The sequence below is a fragment of the Streptomyces sp. NPDC058683 genome, from assembly GCF_042716195.1.
Lineage (GTDB): Bacteria > Actinomycetota > Actinomycetes > Streptomycetales > Streptomycetaceae > Streptomyces.
This window is the reverse complement of the sequence record NZ_JBHXSK010000001.1, coordinates 197204-213982: the sequence shown is the minus strand read 5'-3', so window position 1 is coordinate 213982 and position 16779 is coordinate 197204. Positions and strand designations below refer to the sequence as shown.

13 protein-coding genes are annotated in these 16779 nt (G+C 69.5%); 5 read left to right on the top strand and 8 right to left on the bottom strand.

Annotation, left to right across the window (positions count from 1 at the left end; all coding sequences use genetic code 11):
- Positions 1–476 precede the first annotated feature (476 nt).
- The 4 genes from ACFWXC_RS01120 to ACFWXC_RS01105 are packed head-to-tail and all read left to right on the top strand — an operon-like array spanning position 477 to position 6353.
- Positions 477–1751 carry a glycosyltransferase gene (locus tag ACFWXC_RS01120; protein ID WP_384471035.1) on the top strand — a complete coding sequence of 425 codons (1275 nt, stop codon included), beginning with the start codon at positions 477–479 and terminating at the stop codon, positions 1749–1751.
- 34 nt (positions 1752–1785) lie between these two features.
- Positions 1786–4047 (top strand): glycosyltransferase family 39 protein, encoded by a 2262-nt coding sequence (locus ACFWXC_RS01115; RefSeq protein WP_384471032.1) that lies wholly within the window; start codon positions 1786–1788, stop codon positions 4045–4047.
- A 30-nt stretch (positions 4048–4077) separates the two neighbouring features.
- A complete protein-coding gene (locus ACFWXC_RS01110; RefSeq protein ID WP_384471029.1) occupies positions 4078–4827 on the top strand; it encodes a response regulator transcription factor in 750 nt (249 codons plus the stop codon).
- Positions 4824–6353, top strand: a complete 1530-nt coding sequence (locus ACFWXC_RS01105) for a sensor histidine kinase (protein ID WP_384471026.1) — start codon at positions 4824–4826, stop codon at positions 6351–6353. The genes ACFWXC_RS01110 and ACFWXC_RS01105 overlap by 4 nt, the downstream gene beginning before the upstream one ends.
- Before the next feature lie 15 nt (positions 6354–6368).
- Here the strand turns inward: ACFWXC_RS01105 and ACFWXC_RS01100 are convergent, their stop codons facing one another.
- Both ACFWXC_RS01100 and ACFWXC_RS01095 read right to left on the bottom strand, forming a co-directional pair.
- The gene (locus ACFWXC_RS01100) at positions 6369–7499 is read right to left on the bottom strand and encodes a PP2C family protein-serine/threonine phosphatase (RefSeq protein ID WP_384471023.1); all 1131 of its coding nucleotides are present in this window, start codon (positions 7497–7499) and stop codon (positions 6369–6371) included.
- 150 nt (positions 7500–7649) lie between these two features.
- Entirely contained in the window at positions 7650–9692 is a 2043-nt protein-coding gene (locus ACFWXC_RS01095; RefSeq protein ID WP_384471020.1) for an MFS transporter, read from the bottom strand.
- A 377-nt stretch (positions 9693–10069) separates the two neighbouring features.
- Here ACFWXC_RS01095 and ACFWXC_RS01090 point away from each other — a divergent pair, with 377 nt between their 5' ends.
- On the top strand, positions 10070–10669 hold the full coding sequence (locus tag ACFWXC_RS01090) for a TetR/AcrR family transcriptional regulator (RefSeq protein WP_384471017.1): 600 nt from the start codon (positions 10070–10072) through the stop codon (positions 10667–10669).
- Positions 10670–10787: 118 nt separating this feature from the next.
- On the opposite strand, the gene ACFWXC_RS01085 is transcribed toward ACFWXC_RS01090, so the two are convergent.
- From ACFWXC_RS01085 to ACFWXC_RS01060, 6 genes are all read right to left on the bottom strand, one after another.
- Positions 10788–12269 carry an aldehyde dehydrogenase family protein gene (locus tag ACFWXC_RS01085; protein ID WP_384471014.1) on the bottom strand — a complete coding sequence of 494 codons (1482 nt, stop codon included), beginning with the start codon at positions 12267–12269 and terminating at the stop codon, positions 10788–10790.
- Between the two features lie 147 nt (positions 12270–12416).
- Positions 12417–12905 carry a cupin domain-containing protein gene (locus ACFWXC_RS01080; protein ID WP_384471011.1) on the bottom strand — a complete coding sequence of 163 codons (489 nt, stop codon included), beginning with the start codon at positions 12903–12905 and terminating at the stop codon, positions 12417–12419.
- 42 nt (positions 12906–12947) lie between these two features.
- Positions 12948–13586, bottom strand: a complete 639-nt coding sequence (locus ACFWXC_RS01075) for a 3-oxoacid CoA-transferase subunit B (RefSeq protein WP_384471008.1) — start codon at positions 13584–13586, stop codon at positions 12948–12950.
- Positions 13583–14239, bottom strand: a complete 657-nt coding sequence (locus tag ACFWXC_RS01070; RefSeq protein WP_384471005.1) for a CoA transferase subunit A — start codon at positions 14237–14239, stop codon at positions 13583–13585. Before ACFWXC_RS01070 ends, ACFWXC_RS01075 begins: the two co-directional genes overlap by 4 nt.
- Before the next feature lie 33 nt (positions 14240–14272).
- Complete coding sequence (locus ACFWXC_RS01065) at positions 14273–15160, bottom strand: alpha/beta fold hydrolase (RefSeq protein ID WP_384471002.1); 888 nt, start codon at positions 15158–15160, stop codon at positions 14273–14275.
- 69 nt (positions 15161–15229) lie between these two features.
- Positions 15230–16447 (bottom strand): acyl-CoA dehydrogenase family protein, encoded by a 1218-nt coding sequence (locus ACFWXC_RS01060; RefSeq protein WP_384470999.1) that lies wholly within the window; start codon positions 16445–16447, stop codon positions 15230–15232.
- Positions 16448–16779: the final 332 nt, after the last annotated feature.

Below are 16779 nucleotides of genomic sequence, written 5' to 3'. Positions count from 1 at the left end.
TGGACTGACGGACGCCGCACTTGCTCTACAGGCCTGTCGATAGTCCACCGAGCAGCTCATAGACAGGTGGCTCCATCGAGATCGCCGCGATCGCGCAGACCAGAACGACGAGAGCACGCTCCTGCCCTCAGGGACGCAGCCGACGGACCTCCACACCAGCGCCGAAGGCATTCATGCCGTAGGCCCATGGACCGGCCCGAACGGGCACGTCATGCCACGGCCGTCGCCGGGGTGGTCGCACAGCATTCTCTCGGCCGATTCTCGGCCCGCTGACCTCGTCCTCTCATCTTCTGTAGCAAGGATCGGCGACGTACCCCGCCGCCAGTCGGCGGAGGGACTGACAGCGGACTCCCCGTCAGTTCCCAGCTTCCTCCCCGCGTTTCCCCTGTCGCACAGGTCAGAGTCGACCCGTGCGCCGCCAGGACGTGGGCGTGCGCGGGAGCCGCCCCCACCGACCCCCATCCCTCGAGGAACCCATGACGCAGACAACCAGTGGCTTGCGTACGGCCCGGAGTTTCCAGCCGCCGACACTGGCCGACGCCGCGGACCCGGCCGCGACCCGCACGCCGACCGTCGAGATCGTCATCCCGGTCTACAACGAGGAACGCGCGCTGCCCGGCTGCATCCGCACCCTGCACGCGCGGTTGCGTGACGAGCTGCCGTACCCCTGGCGGATCACCGTGGCCGACAACGCCAGCGTCGACGGGACCCTCAACGTGGCCCGGGAACTCTCCGACGAACTGCCCGGCGTCGGTGTTGTCCACCTCGAACGCAAAGGACGAGGCCTCGCGCTGCGCACCGTCTGGGGCACGAGCGACGCCGAGATCGTCGTCTATATGGACGTCGACCTGTCCACCGGCCTCGACGGGCTGCTGCCGCTGATCGCCCCGCTCGCCAGCGGCCACTCCGACCTTGCCATCGGCAGCCGCCTCGCCCCCGGCGCCCGAACCGTGCGCGGCCCGCGCCGGGAGTTGATCTCCCGCTGCTACAACGCCTTGATCCGGGTCACCCACGGTGCCCGCTTCAGCGACGCGCAGTGCGGGTTCAAGGCCGCCCGCACCGAGGCGCTGCGTCCGCTGCTGACGAAGACCGAGGACGACGCCTGGTTCTTCGACACCGAACTGCTGCTGCTCGCCGAGCACAACGGACTGCGTATCCACGAGGTGCCGGTCGACTGGGTGGAGGACGTCGACACCCGGGTGGACGTCGTCGGCACCGCGACCGACGATCTCAAGGGCCTGTGGCGGATGGCCCGGCTCAAGGCGTCCGGTGCCGCGCGCGTCCCCGTTCCGGCCCGCCCGCAACCGGCCGCCGAACACCCCGACGCGGTCCTGGCCCCGGACGCGGCCCGCTCCCAACTCGCCTGGCAGATCGGCTGCTTCGTCCTCATCGGCATCGCCTCGACCCTTGGGCAGGCCCTGCTCTACTGGCTGCTGCGGGGCTGGTGGCAGCCCGCCGCGGCCAACTTCGTCTCCCTGCTCGTGCTCACACTCCTCAACACCGAGGCCAACCGCCGGCTCACCTTCCGCTACTCCGCGGACGGCGTCGGCGCCGGACGCGTCCACCTGGGCGCGGGCGCACTGTTCGTCGTGGGCTACCTCATCACCTCGGCCGCCGTCCTGGTCTTCCGCGACGCCGTGCCCGGTGCGTCGGCGGCCGCCGAGACGCTCGTACTGGCCGTCTCCTCGGTCCTGGTGACCGGCATTCGCTTCCTGGTACTGCGGCTGGCCGTGTTCCGCCGCGCGTCCTGATCCCCCTCCCCGAGACCCGAGAGCGAATCTCCCCGTGACACACACCACCGAGGTGCCTTCGGGCACCGTCACGCGCCTTCCCGGCATCGGCCGAGCCCTGCCGCGCTGGGCGGCCCCCGTCGCGCTGGGCGCGATCCTGCTGCTGTCCGCGCTGCTGTACGGCTGGGCGCTCGGCTCTCTCGGCTGGGGCAACAGCTACTACTCGGCCGCCGTCAAGTCCATGGGCCAGAGCTGGACGAACTTCCTGTTCGGCTCCTTCGACCCGGCCGGAGTGATCACGGTCGACAAGCCCCCGGCCGCGCTCTGGCCGCAGGTGATCAGCAGCAAGATCTTCGGACTCCACGGGTGGGCGCTGCTCCTGCCTCAACTGCTGGAGGGGGTCGCCACCGTCTTCGTGCTGCACCGCACGGTACGACGTTGGGCGGGCGAGGGTACGGCGCTCCTCGCCGCCCTGGTGATGACCCTGACCCCGATCACCGTGGCGATCAACCGCGACAACAATCCCGACACACTGCTGGTGCTCTTCCTGGTCACCGCCGCGTACGCGCTGACGCGTGCCCTCCAGTCCGAGTCGGGCCGACACGGCACGTGGTGGCTGTGCGCGAGCGGATTCCTGATCGGCTGCGGCTTCCTCACCAAGATGATGGCGGCCTGGATGGTGCTGCCGGCACTCGCCGCGGCCTGGCTGGTCGGCGCGACCGGCACCTGGCTGTCACGGGCCGGGCGGCTCCTGATCGCCGGTGCGGTGTGCGCCGTCTCCTCGCTGTGGTGGGTGGCAACGGTCGCCTGGTGGCCGGGCGACCGGCCGTACATCGGCGGCAGCACCGACGGCGGGGCCTGGGACCTGGTGACCGGTTACAACGGGCTCGGCAGGATCTTCGGCGAGAGCGCGGGCAGCGGCGGCATGGGCAACATCGGTGGCGCCTTCGGCGGTGAGGCGGGCCTGCTGCGACTGTTCAACGATCAGGTGGCCGGCCAGATCAGCTGGCTGCTGCCGGTCAGCGCCGCGGCGCTGACCGTGGCCGTGACCGGGGCGGTGCTGCGTCGGCGCGGCGCCGCCACGGCGGGCCGAGCACTGCCGAGCTCAGGGTGGGTGCTGTGGGGGACCTGGCTGCTGGTCTGCGCTCTCGTGTTCTCCACCCAGGAAGGCACGTTCCACCCGTACTACACGACCCAACTCGCCCCCGCCATCGCTGCGTTGACGGGCGGCCTGGTCACCGCACTGGCGCGGGCGCATCGAGCCGGGGCCCGCTGGGCACTGCCGGTGGGTGCCGGGACCGTCCTGCTGACCGTGGGCTGGGCCGTGGTCGTGATGCGGCGGGTTCCGTCCTGGCACGGTTGGCTGGCCTGGGTGGTACTGCTGCTGGGGCTGGCCTCGGTGGGGCTGCTGGTCGCGGCGATGTCGAATTCACGGCTGGTGGTGGCCGCCCTCGGTGGAGGGGTGTTGGCGATCGTGCTGGCTCCGGGTGCCTGGGCCGTGAGCGTGCCGGGCGGCTCAGGATCGGCCATGGGCGGAGCGAATCCGACGGCCGGACCGGTGACGATGTCCTTCGGCTCCGGGCGCGTACCGGGTGGCGGCGGTGGCAACCTGCCTGAGGGCTTTGAGATCCCGGGGGGCAGCGGAGGCGGCAATCTGCCCGAGGACTTCGAGATGCCGGGCGGCAGCGGCGGTGGGAATCTGCCCGAAGACTTCGAGATGCCGGAAGGGTTCGGCGGCAGCGGTGGTCCCGGTACGGGCTCAGGCAGGAACGCAGCTCCGGGGCCGGGCTCCGGCGGCACGATGCCCTCGTTCCCGGGGACCGGCAGTGGCTCGGGCGGCTTCACCGAGCGGCCGGGCGGATTCGGCGGAGGGGACCGCGGCACCACCCTCACTTCCGATCAGCACAAGATCCTCGCCTACGCCACCGAGCACTCCAAAGGCGCCCGCATCACCCTCGCCGTCGACGGCGGAGCGACCGGAGCGGCCGCCTACATCCTGAACAGCGACGCCACGGTGATCGGCATGGGCGGTTTCCTCGGCAGCGACAACGCTCCCTCCTTGCAGCAGCTGGACAAATGGACCAAGAACGGAGACCTGCGCTACGTACTCGGTTCATCCGGCGGCATGGGCGCCCGGATGGGTGGCGAGAACAGCGCGGCTGCCAAGCGGTCGACCTGGATCAGCGACAACTGCACCGAGGTACCCGCCAAGGAGTATGGCGGCAGCACCAACGGGAGCGGCTCCGCCGCAGGCGGCATGATGGGCGGTATGAGCACAACCTTGTACGACTGCGCCGCCAAGACCCGCACCAACTAGCGGCCCCGGCAGAACGGACCACACAGCACCATGCCCGACCCGGCTGCCGCGCCCGCTCCGCACCGCCTCCTCGTGGTCGAGGACGACCCCAGCATCCGCATGCTGCTGGAGTCGGCGCTGCGGTTGTCTGGCTACGAGGTCTTCGGTGCCGCGAGCGGCCAGGAAGCACTGCGGGAGGTCGAGGAGTGCCGGCCGGGCCTGGTGCTCCTTGACATCATGCTCCCCGACCTGGACGGCCTTGAGGTCACCCGCAGGCTGCGGGCGGCCGGGGTCCGCACGCCGGTGCTGTTCCTCACGGCCCGCGGTGAGCTGGCCGACCGCATCGCGGGACTGAGCGCGGGCGGCGACGACTACGTGACCAAGCCGTTCAGCATCGAGGAGGTGCTCCTGCGCATCAGTGCCATCCTGCGCCGGACCTACCCGGAGCACCTGTCCGGCCCGGACGGCACCGACAGCGGGATCCTGCGCTTCGCCGACCTGGAGCTGGACGAGAACGCCCACGAAGTGCACCGGGCCGGCGAGTACATCCAACTGTCGCCGACCGAGTTCAACCTGCTCACCTATCTCCTGGAGAATCCCAACCGGGTGCTGAGCAAGACCAAGATCCTCAACCAGGTGTGGGGTTACGACTTCGCGGGCGACAGCCGCATCGTGGAGACGTACATCAAATACCTGCGCCGCAAGATCGACCGCTTCGATCCGCCCCTGCTGCACACCGTGCGTGGCGTCGGCTACTGCCTCAGGCTTCCCCAGGGCCACAGCGCGGGAGCCGACAAGTGATCCGGCGTCGGTGGACCCTGCGCCCCCGCTCGCTGCGCGGCCGGCTGGTGTGGGGCGTGACCCTGCTGGCCGCGGCCGTGGTCCTGACCACGCAGGCCATCGGGGTCGCGGGGATGCACTCCTGGCTCCTGAACCGCGTCGACCAGCAGCTCACCGAATTCGCCCTCCCGGACCGGGCCTTCACACAACACCCCGACCCCGCTGTCCGACCCGTGCCGGACTCCGGGACCCTTCCATCGGACTTCCGGGTCACCTTCTACAACGCCTCGGGTGAGGAGCAGGGCACCCTCGGCGGCGGAAGCACGCCGGGCCCGAAGCTCGCCCGGTCCACGGGCGAGCTGCATCTGACGCGGGGACGGGAGACCACCATTCCCGCCGAGTCGGGGGACGGCCAATGGCGGGTCCTGTGGCGCGCAGCCCCGACGCGCGGCACCACCTACGTGGTGGCCCTGCCACTCGACACGGTGGAAGGAGCCCTGTCGAAGCAACTGGCCCTCAACGCCATCGTCCTGGGCGCGGCCTTGGTCGGTCTGATCGCCATCGGCCGCACGGTCGTCCGCCTCGGCCTCCTGCCGCTGACCCGCATGGAGCACACCGCCCAGGGCATCACCGCCGGGGAACTCGGTCTACGGCTGCCCGACACCGACCCACGCACCGAGACCGGCCGCTTGGGCACCGTACTCAACGACATGCTCGACCGCCTCCAACAGGCCCTGCAGCAAGGGGAGTTCTCGGAGGCGCGGCTGCGTCGGTTCGTCGCCGACGCCGGACACGAACTGCGTACCCCCCTCACCACCGTCCAGGGCTTCGCCCAGCTCGCCCTGCGCCACCCGGACCGCCCCGCCGAGCAACGCCGGGAGGCTGACGAACAGATCGCCCGCAACGCCGAGCGCATGAACCTCCTTGTCGACGACCTTCTGCTGCTCGCCAAACTCGACCAGCAGCCCGCCTACCGCAGCGACCCCGTCGACCTGCTGTCACTCGCGGCCGACGCGGTGAGCGCCGCGGCCGTGCGCGCGAACGGCGAGCACCGTGTGACGCTCAGCCCGCTCGACACGAGTACCGAGGACGCCGAACTGGAGGTCGTCGAGACGGTGGGCGATCCTGATCGCTTGCTCCAAGTCGTCAACAACCTCGTGTCCAACGCCCTCGTCCACACGCCCCCGGGCACCCCGGTCGACGTGCGCGTCGGTACTGCCTGGGCCGGAGCGATCACCGGCGGAACCGACCGGCCCGGCCGGACCAGCGCCTGCCCTCCCCTGGCCGTGTCCGTGCCGATCGGCGTGATCGAGGTCGCCGACCAGGGTCCCGGACTTTCCGCACAGGAGGCCGAGCGGGTCTTCGAGCGCTTCTACCGGGTCGACCCCTCCCGCTCCCGTGACCGGGGCGGCAGCGGCCTCGGCCTCGCCATCGCGTCGGCGATCGCCCAGGGCCACGGCGGGCGTGTGGAACTGGACACCGGCGCGGGCGAGGGCTGCACCTTTCGGCTGGTTCTCCCACTGGCCCACGGCGTCCGGCACGCCTGAGAAGGCCGGCCGTGATCAGTGGGCAACACGCCGTGGGGAACGGCGGACGGCCAGGACGGCGAAGTCGTCCTGCGGCTCGCCAGGACGGGCGAATGCGCGGGCGTCGTCGTACAGGGCCCGTGGCAGAGTCGTCGGGGCGACATCCGTGTGGGCGGCCAGGCGTTCATCGAGGGGGTAGAACGTACCGTCGGCCGCCCGGGTCTCGGTGAGCCCGTCGGTGCTGAGGACCAGGGTCGCACCGGCTGGGAACGGGAACCAGCTGACCGTCACGGGTTGTTCGGCCAGTGCCGCGAGCCCGAGGGGGACGCCGACGTCGAGGTCCGGTGTGCTCACCTTGCCGTCATGCAGCAGCTGCGGTGGTACGTGTCCGCAGTTGACGGCCTGCACCTCGTCGTGGGCATCGATGCCGACGACGAGGGCGGTGACGAACCGCTCGTCGTCGCCGGCCCTGTCGGCGTAGGAGTTGTGCCGCACGACGGACGAGTCCAGAACGTCGGCGAGTGCGGTCAGCGTGGGTTCACGGTGAGCTGCCTCGCGGAATGCGCCGATGACTGCGAACGCGGCGCCCAGCGCGGCCAGTCCCTTGCCCTGTACGTCTCCGACAAGTACGCGGGTGCCCCAGGGGGAGTCGATGACATCGTAGATGTCGCCGCCCACGAGCCGGTCCTCCTGCAGGGGTTCGTACAAGCCGTGGACCAGGACGTCAGGTGTGACGAGCGGCAGCGGCCGCAGGATCTGCCGTTGCATGGCCCCGGCCGTGGAGCGAAGCCGGAGCATGTCCTGCTCGCCCTGGACGCGCCTGCGGCAGGCGTAGACCGACGCGCCTCCCAGGCACACGGTGAAGAGCGTCATCAGGACGCCGTCGAGAAGCGATCCCCGGTTTCCGCCCCAGACGAAGGAGATGAGGGTGGCCGCAGTTGCCGTCCAGGCGCAGACGAACACTGTTTGGCGGACGGTGCACAGCGCCGCCGCCGCTGCGGGGAGGAACACCATGAAGCCCACGAGCCATGCCACGGAGTCAGCGACGACACCGAGCAGCAGGACCAGCAGCGTCATCCCGAGCATGCCGGCCAGCAACTCGCCATTGCTCGGCGGCTTGATCGTCTCTGAGGCCTCGGCTGAAGGCTCGGGGCGACTACGAGGCACGACATCTCCTGGTCGGATGGGGAACTTCAGTACGGATGCGGGTACGCGGGAGTGAAGGCCGTAGCCCTTTCCGACCCGAATGGGCCACGGCGTGCGTTGCGCGGGAGCCGACGGCTGCCGCGCAACGTCGCCGTGGAAGTGGCCGGCCTGCTAGCTCCCGGTTTCCGCGGCCTGAGAGATCAGCGTGCCCGGCGGTTCGTTCTCGAGGATGAGTCTGGTCACGATGTTGGTCACGGCCTGGTCGAACAGGGCGCGGTCGGCGGGGTCGGTCAGGTCCCAGTCCTGGAGGCGGGTGTCGAGCCAGCGCTGCCACGAGGCGCGCAGCCGGTCGAATTCGGCTTCTCCTGCGGAGGTCAGCCGCAGTGCGTCACCGTCACGTTCGGCTTGTCCCGCCCGTACTGCCTTGTCGAACAGGGGGGTGAGGGCCGCAGGGGGAACCCTGTGGGCTTCGGCGATGGCGTCTTGGGATGCCTCGCCCTTGAGCTTGTCGTACCAGTAGATCTCGCCCAGTGCCCATGCCTGGCTGCGGTCCAGGCCGCTCCCGGAGGCGGTGAGGAAGTCCTCGCGTGTTGCCGGGTCGTCCTTTAGCTTGCCCATGACGGCGGCGAGTTCGCGTTCGAGCCGAGCGACGCTGTCCTGTGAGTCGGGGGCGGCGAAGCCGTCTCCCATGTCGGCCGCCTCGGCCCGGGCGCTGTCGCGCAGTGGTACTTCCTTGAGGAACCAGGCGACCACGAAGCCCACGACGGCCGCGAGGACGACCCAGCGGAAGACGAAGGTGAGGGCGTCCGCATAGGCGTTGAGGACCGGGGTGATCTGGGCCTTCGGTAGTTTCCACAGTACCGACGCGCTCCCGGCCACCTCCTGGGACACACCGCTCTGGCGCAGTGCCGTGGGCAGTTCACCGGCGAGCTGGTTCTGATAGAGGGTGCCGAAGATCGCGGTGCCGAACGATCCTCCGATGGACCGGAAGAAGGTGATTCCGGACGTCGCGGTGCCCATCTGGCTGTAGGGGACGGTGTTCTGCACCGCGATGGTGAGGACCTGCATGGCCGAGCCCATGCCCATTCCCAGCAGGAGCATGTAAAGCGACTCCAGCCACACGCCGGTGCCTGGACCCATCGTGGACATCAGATACAGGCCGGTACCCATGAGGGCCGAACCGACGATCGGGAAGACCTTGTAGCGGCCGGTGGAACTGATCACGCTGCCGGAGATCACCGAGGTGACCAGCAGACCCAGCACCAGGGGCACCGTGCGCAGCCCGGACGAGGTCGCGGACGCTCCGTCGACGTACTGGAGATAGGTCGGCAGGTACGACATCGAGCCCATCATCGCGAAGCCGACGATGAAGCTGAGGATCGCGCATACGGTGAACACCCGCTGCCGGAACAACGTCATGGGGAGCATGGGCTCCTCGGCCCGCAACTCCACCCATACGAAGGCGGCGTACAGCACGACGGAGCCGACGAGCAGTCCGATGATCATCGCCGAGCCCCAGGCGTACTCGTTGCCGCCCCACTCGAGAGCGAGCACCAGGGCACACGAAGCCAGGGCCACGAAGGCAATGCCCGCGTAGTCGATCACCGGGCGAATCGCGGCCTTCACCTGCGGGATGGCCCGGGCCACTACGATGAGGACCACGATGCCGATCGGCACGTTGACGTAGAAGCACCAGCGCCAGCTGCCGTTGTCGGTGAAGAAGCCGCCCAGGGTGGGGCCGAGCACCGTCGACACGCCGAAGACCGCACCGAGTGCGCCCTGGTACTTGCCGCGCTGGCGCAGCGGGATCACATCCGCGATCAGCGCCGTGGCCGTGACCATCAGGCCACCGCCGCCGATGCCCTGGATCGCACGCGCCACAATCAGCATGGTCATGCTGGTCGAGGCGCCCGCGAGGATCGACCCGGCGAGGAAGACGATCGCGCTGATCTGGAAGACCCACTTACGGCCGAACAGGTCGCCCAACTTGCCGGCCAGCACCGTCGAGATGGCCTCGGCCAGCATGTAGGCCGTGACGACCCAGGCCATGTGCCCGGACCCGCCCAGCTCGGTGATGATGGTCGGCAGAGCGGTGGAGACGATGGTCTGGTCCAGCGCTGCCATCAGCATGGCCAGCAGGATCGCGACGAACGCGAGGTTCGTCTGTCTGCCGCTGAGTACCTGGGGACTTCTCTGCACCGTGGCCTCACTCATGGAACTCGTGCTTCTTCTGCGTGCCGTCCGGAACCAGTGGCGGCCATTCGGGTCCCCCGGCCGGCCGAGGGACCCAGAGATGCGGACGGTCCGGCGATGAACGAGGTCACGCGCCACTGCTGTGAACTCGCATGCCGACCGACCCGGGCCAACCACCACCTGGCCATGTGGAGGCGGTTCATGGTGGCGTATCCAAGCTTAAAGTACGCTACGGTATCGTACTATACGGCGGCCTTAACGCTGCGGGAACGCAGTTTGATCAGTCGCTGTGGTGAGGGTGCCCGGTGCGCCCCGCTCCCCCCTGCCGAGTCGGCCCGACGGCTCCAGCACATTAGTCTTCGTATGGAACCGTTCAGTTCCACCGAGGGATTTCCGACATGCCCGACGAAGCAGTGCGCAGAATCGTCCGCCGTCCGCGTGTGACGCCTGAGCGGGAGTCCGAACTGCTCATGGTGGCGCTCGATGCGCTGCGCGAGGTCGGATACGGCGCACTGTCCATGGACCTCATCGCGTCAAGAGGGCACTGCAGCAAGAACACGCTCTACAGGCAGTGGCGGAACAAGGCGGGCATGATGGTGGCAGCGGTGTCACTACTGCGCCCGGTCGCCTCGGACTGCATCGACACAGGAACTCTGCGTGGAGATCTGCTCTCCCGGCTCCAGCAGTTGGTGGCGGGACCGGACCAGGACACGATGGTCATCGCCGCTCTTCACCACGCCTTGCTGACGGACGCCGATCTTGCCGAGGCGTTCCGCACGTCTCTTCTGGAACCTGAGGAGGAGGGCCTCAAGCGCGTCATCGAACGTGCGGTGACCCGTGGGGAGTTGTCGAGCCGGCCTGCCGCGACGCGGTTCCTGCCTCATCTGATGTTGAGTGCGATCGTGGCACGTCCCCTGTTCGAGGGTGTCACGGCGGACACCGACTACCTCGTCCGCTTCGTGGACGATGTGTTGCTGCCTGCCTTGCAGCACTCGTGAGCGTGCGGTCCGGGGACGTCGGTATGCGGTGGGGCCGGGAGCACGACAGGGTGAGTCAGGGCAGTTGACAGGGCCGTCGTGCCCCCGGAGCTGGTTTGTCCTGCGGGTGTCGACAGGGTCAGAACGGGTAGCGCTGGATCTCGCCCTGCGCCGTGACCCACTGCACCTCGGAGAAGGTGTCGAGATTGGCCTTGCCGCCGAACCGGCCGCCCGTGCCGGAGGCCTTGGTGCCGCCGAAGGGGGCGGCGGCCTCGTCGTCGACGGTCTGGTCGTTGATGTGGACCGCCCCGGAGTCGATCCGCTCGGCGAGTTCGAGGGCGCCGTACACGTCCTGGGTGAGGACGGAGACCGACAACCCGAAGGGGGACGAGTTGATGATGTCGATGGCCTCCTCGACGGTCTCGTACGTCGTGACGGGCGCCACCGGGCCGAAGATCTCCTCGGTGAAGGCGGCCGAGTCGCGCGGCACCCCGGCGAGCACGGTGGGCCGGTAGAACAGGCCCTCATAGGAGCCGCCGGCGGCGAGGACCGCGCCCTGCTCGACGCTGCGCGTGACGATGTCGTGGATCTTGTCGCGCTGGCCTTCGTCGATGATCGGGCCGAGGGCGTTGCCGGGGTCGGTGGGGTCGCCCACCGGGATCGCGTCGGCCTTCGCGGCCAGCTTCGCCACGTACTCCTCCGCCACGGAGGAGTGCACCAGGTGGCGGCCGGTGGTCATGCAGATCTGACCCTGGTGGAGGAACGAGCCCCAGGCTCCCGCCGAGGCGGCCGCGTCGAGGTCGGCGTCGGGCAGGACCAGCAGCGCGTTGTTGCCGCCGAGCTCCAGGTGGACCTTCTTCAGGAGCGGCGCCGCCGCCGCACCGATGGCGCGGCCGGCCGGGGTGGAGCCGGTGAAGGAGATGCAGGGCACGTCCGGGTGGGCCACCAGCGCCTGCCCGACATCGGCTCCGCCGGGCAGCACGTGCAGCAGTCCCTCGGGCAGACCCGCATCGGCGAGCAGTTCGGCGAGGGCGAGACCACCGGCGATGGGGGTTCGCGGGTCGGGCTTGAGGATCACCGCGTTGCCGAGGACGAGCGCGGGCGCCACCGATCGCATGGCGAGGATGGCGGGGAAGTTGAAGGGCGAGATGACGCCGACCACGCCGAGGGGGAGACGGCGCACCAGGGACAGCCGCGGCTTGGAGCTTCGCAGCAGCTCGCCGTACGGCTCGGAGCTGAGCGCGGCGGCCTCGTGGAGCTCGCCGACGACCAGGCCGGCGACCTCGAAGCCGGCCTTGCCCGCGGCGGAACCGGATTCGGGGATCAGCCAGCGCAGGATGCGGCCCGGGTCGGCCTCCAGCAAGGCCGCCGCTTTGCGGAAGACCTGCGCCCGCTGGTCGTAGGGCAGCTTGGCCCAGGCGCGCTGGGCCACCCGCGCGGTCGCGACAGACGCGTCGAGGTCGGCGGGCGAGGCGGCGCCCACCGTGGCGATGACCTGGCCGGTCGCGGGAGCGGTCACCTCTATGGTGCCGTTCGCGCCCTGCGTCCAGGAGCCGTTGAAGATCTTCCCCTCCCACAGGGGCTGGGACGGGGCGGTCTGATGCTCGGTAACGGTGCTCATGCGGGTTCCTCAGATAGGGGCCAACAGATCAACGGTCGTCACCCAGGGCTGCGGGCCTCTCGATGAGGGCGGCGGCCCTGCGTGTTCTCCCAGGCATGTGGGCCGGGGCGAGCCCTCGGTCGCCCGCCGGGCGTGGTGCCGGCTGTGTCAGCTGTCGCTCGGGCGGTGCAGCGGTGTGGGCTCGAGCACCCGGTCGCCGATCTTCACGGGCTCCGCGTCAATCAGGATCCAGGCGACGACCACGGGCTCGTCGGTGTCGTTGAACCAGATGTGGTTGGTGCCCCGCTGCACGACGACGTCACCGGTCTTGAGCCTGGTCTGCTCCCCGCTGTCGAGCTCCAGGCCGAGCTCGCCGCCGAGGACGATGGCGTAGTCCATGGAGTTGGTGCGGTGCATGGGAGAGCGGTGGCCGGGCTCGAGCTCGCCGATGCGGAACACGGTGCCGCCCTTGGCGGTCACGCCGACCTTGCGCTCCGCGCCGTCCGTCGGGTCCGTGTTGTCGACGGGGCTGGTGTCGGTCGTCCAGATGACACGGCCAAACTTGCTCGGCTCGTCGAGCAGCCGGTCGCTGGCGATGACGGCGAGGCCCTCGCTGTCGTGTCCGGTCACGACGCGGCGGATGTCGGGTGCGGGCATGGTGGATTCCTTCTGTCGATGGAGGCCGATGGAGGGGCGGGATCAGATCGCCGAGTCGAAGGGCGCCTCGGTGGCCGCGGCCACGTGGTCCTTCGTGACGCCGGGCTGCAGTTCGCGCAGCACCAGCTGCCCGTCGCGTACGTCGAGGACGGCGAGTTCGGTGACGACCGTGTCGACCACCGCCTCGGCGGTGAGCGGGTAGGTGCACTGGGGCACGAGCTTGGAGCGGCCGGCGGAGTCACGGTGGGTGGTGGCGACGATGACCTTCCGGGCGCCGATGGCGAGATCCATCGCGCCGCCGACCCCCAGGACGTCCCGGCCCGGCACCATCCACGACGCCAGGTCGCCTCGGCGGGAGATCTGCAGGGCTCCCAGTACGGTCGCGTCGACGTGGCCGCCGCGGATCATGGCGAAGGCATCCGTGCTGGAGAAGCAGGATGCGCCGGGCGCCGCGGTGACCGGCTGCCGGCCGGCGTCCACCAGGTCCGGGTCGAACTCGTCCGGCGAGGGCGGCGGCCCCACCCCCAACAGGCCGCTTTCGCTGTGGAGATGGACCCGGCGCCCGTCGAGGAACGTGGGGATCAGGGTGGGGATGCCGATGCCCAGATTGACCACGTCCCCGTCGTGCAGCTCGGCGGCGGCACGGCGGGCGATCAGGTTCTTGATGTCGCTGGGATTCACTGGGGCACCGCCACCACGTCGACGTACAGATGAGGGGTGCTGATCTCCGCCGGAGCGAGCTCACCGGTCGGTACGACCTCGTCGACCTCGGCGATGACCAGGCGTGCCGCCGTCGCCATCGCGAGGTTGAAGTTCTGCGCCACACCTCGGTGGAGGAGGTTGCCGAGACGGTCGGACCGGTTGGCGTGGACCAGGGCCACATCGGCCATGAGCGCGCGTTCGAGAAGGTACGTACGGCCGTCCTCGAACACCCGTGACTCCTTGCCCTCAGCGAGTACCGTCCCGGCACCGGTCGGGGTGTAGAACGCGGGGATGCCCGCGCCGCCCGCCCGGATCGCCTCCGCGAACGTTCCCTGCGGGAGCAGGGTCACCTCCAGGCCGCCGTCCCGCTGGGCGGCCGCCACCTCGGGGTTGCCGGAGAAGAACGAGCCGACGACCCGGCGGACCTGTCCCGCGCGAAGCAGCGCGCCCAGGCCTTTGCCCGGCTGACCGAGGTTGTTGCTGATGATGGTCAGATCACGCCGACCGCTTTCTAGCAGCGCGTCGATCAGGCGAACGGGAAGCCCGGCGGGCCCGAAGCCACCGCACATCACGGTGTCGCCGTCCCGCACCCGGGCGATCGCCGTCTTCGCGTGCTCGAAGACGGTGTCCATGTGAATTCCTTCCTCGGGACCTCGGACCCGGCGTCAGGCGCCGGCGCCCGGTCCGGTGGTGCGGGCGAAGTCCAGGATCAGCGGCGCCGCCTTGTCGTTGAGGGCGAAGGCGTTGTTGGGGCCGCCGGTCTTGAGGGTGTTGGCGAAGGCCTTCTCCCAGGCGTCCTCCTCCCACGGCGGCTCGACCACCTTGGAGCCCTTGATCAGGGCGTGGACCGAGTAGCAGGTCAGCAGCGGGTGCTCCTCGTCGTTCTCGCCGCTGCGGATGATCGCGGTGGGCGCGCTGATCGTGGCGAGTTCGTCGTCGCGGACGCCGGGGATCACCTGGCCGGGAGTCGGGATGAAGGCGGACAGCCACAGCTTGAGGACGCTGATGAGCTCCTCGCTGGACAGCGCCTCGAACCGCTCCTTGTTGCGGGGGTTCTGCTCGATCCGCTGCTTCCAGTGCGGAAGCTCCATCACGGCCTCGACGCCGCCCTTGCGGGCCGTGGTGATGTTCTCGACGATGTAGGCGTTGCCCAGCGCCAGCGTGGGGTAGATGCCGCCGGCGATGTGCCAGAGGAACAGCCCACGGGTGATCTCGGGGTATTCGAGCGCGGTGATGATCGAGACCCGGGCGCCCGCTGAAGCGCCGACGACGACGGTCGGTCCCCAGCCGAGGTGCTTGATCAGCTGCTGGAGGGTGTCAGCGTGCATGTGCGACTCGGTCGGCCAGCGGTCACCGAACTGGATGTCCGACTCACCGCCGTTGGGCCGGTCCCAGATGAGGACCTTCAACCCGCCCTCGGCCAGCAGCCCACCCAGCGACCGCAGGAACCCCCTGGGCGCGCGACCGCCCGGAGTCAGGACGACCGGGATCCCGTCCTCCTCGCCCAGGACCTCGTAGACGACGATGCCGCCGTTGATCTCCACCGAACTCATTGACTGCCTTCTCTCCTTGAGATGTGTCCCGCTTGCGCTGCCGACCGTGCCGGTGTGGGCCTCAGACCGTCACCACATGGCCATGTTCGGCTCGACGCCGAGCAGGACCCGGCCGTAGAGCTCGGCGATGTTGTCCCACGCCACCGCGATCTGGTGAGAGCCGGCGTTGACGTCGCGGTGGATACGGGAGATCGGGCTGGGGTCGAGGATCGCGTTCGCGCCGGAGGCGTCGTAGAGCCGGTTGACGGCGCTGACGGCCAGCTTCGCGGTGTAGCAGTGGTTGCGCCGGAACCTGGCGCGCTCCTCGTCGGTCAGCTGCTTGCCGGCCGCGCCGAACTCGATCAGGTCGCGCAGGTCGGTACGGAGCAGGGCCATCGCCGCGTCGGCCTCGGCGGCCGACTCCGCGAGCCGCAGCTGCGGACCGGGAAGGTCGGCGTGGCTGCGCCCGCCCGGCAGGCGGCGCTCCGGGGTGCGCCTTGCGAATTCCTTGATGGCACCCTGCGCCATTCCGACCAGCGGCGTGGACAGCCAGATCGGCATGACCTGCGACTGCGGCATCGCGTAGGACGCCCGCCCGTGCCGGTCCCGCGCCTCGGGATGAGCCGGCCCCGGGTAGAACACCCGGTACTCGGGGACGAACACGGACTCCTCGATGACGACGCTCTTGCTGCCCGTGCCCCGCAGCCCGGCCGGGTACCAGTCGTCGACGATCTTGATTTCGCTGCGCGGGACCAGGAGGTAGGCCTGCCGCTTGCGCGGGATGTCCATCGCGCCGAGCCACACCCACTCCGCGTGGTCGACCCCGCTGGAGAAGGGCCAGCGGCCGGAGATCTGCCAGCCGTCCCGAACCTGCTCGGTCTTGCCGGTGGGTGCGAAGGCGGAGGAGGAGATCACGTCCGGCGAGGCGAAGTACTCGTCCTGGACCTCCTTGGAGGCCGTGCCCATGAGCCAGTTGTGGCTCTGGGTCACGCTGTAGAACCAGCCGGTCGCTCCACAGCCCTGGGCAAGCCGCCAGCCGACCTCGAAGAGGGTGTCGATGTCCACGCCGTGTCCGCCGTAGGTCTGCGGCGTGGCGATCCGGATCAGCCCGGCGTCGACCAGATCGCGGACTGTCTCGTCCGGGACGCGTCGCTGCTCCTCGGTCCTGGCCGCACGCTCGGCGAGGACCGGTACCAGCTCTTCGGCACGCGCGACGAGTTCGGCGGGGGTGGGAGCGGCCTCGGCGCCTCCCCGTCCCGAAGAGGTCGGTTCCGACAGAGGTGGCTCGGAAACGCTCTGGTACGACATGGGCCCTCCTAGGACGCAAGACTCTCTGAACAGTGGGGGGATCGAGATCGGGTGGGGCGAGGAGCGGCGGCCCGCGCGATCCGACGGCCGACAAGGTGACGACGGGCGTTCTCGACTGGTCCCTCCAAGCCCGGACCCGTTTATTCCGGGCTTTTGCGTCGCAGGCGCATCTTTTCCGCGACGATGCGACCTACATTGCGCTCAGGCCTGCGCGTACGGCAAACGCACGGCATCGATATCCGACATTTCTCGGATGAATATTCCCAGGTCGGAGACCATGCCCCAACGGCACGGTATTGGGTGGGCGCCAGTGATGCCATGCATGCCTGACA

Bases quoted from the DNA above. Each gene is read 5' to 3' on its own strand.
- ACFWXC_RS01080 (WP_384471011.1), bottom strand. From the start codon at position 12,905: ATGCCCGCACCCGACATCCGCCGCGTCGTGACCGGACACGACAGCGAG.
- ACFWXC_RS01065 (WP_384471002.1), bottom strand. From the start codon at position 15,160: ATGAGTTCGGTGGAGATCAACGGCGGCATCGTCGTCTACGAGGTCCTG.
- ACFWXC_RS01060 (WP_384470999.1), bottom strand. From the start codon at position 16,447: ATGTCGTACCAGAGCGTTTCCGAGCCACCTCTGTCGGAACCGACCTCT.
- ACFWXC_RS01070 (WP_384471005.1), bottom strand. From the start codon at position 14,239: ATGGACACCGTCTTCGAGCACGCGAAGACGGCGATCGCCCGGGTGCGG.
- ACFWXC_RS01085 (WP_384471014.1), bottom strand. From the start codon at position 12,269: ATGAGCACCGTTACCGAGCATCAGACCGCCCCGTCCCAGCCCCTGTGG.
- ACFWXC_RS01095 (WP_384471020.1), bottom strand. From the start codon at position 9,692: ATGAGTGAGGCCACGGTGCAGAGAAGTCCCCAGGTACTCAGCGGCAGA.
- ACFWXC_RS01110 (WP_384471029.1), top strand. From the start codon at position 4,078: ATGCCCGACCCGGCTGCCGCGCCCGCTCCGCACCGCCTCCTCGTGGTC.
- ACFWXC_RS01120 (WP_384471035.1), top strand. From the start codon at position 477: ATGACGCAGACAACCAGTGGCTTGCGTACGGCCCGGAGTTTCCAGCCG.
- ACFWXC_RS01090 (WP_384471017.1), top strand. From the start codon at position 10,070: ATGCCCGACGAAGCAGTGCGCAGAATCGTCCGCCGTCCGCGTGTGACG.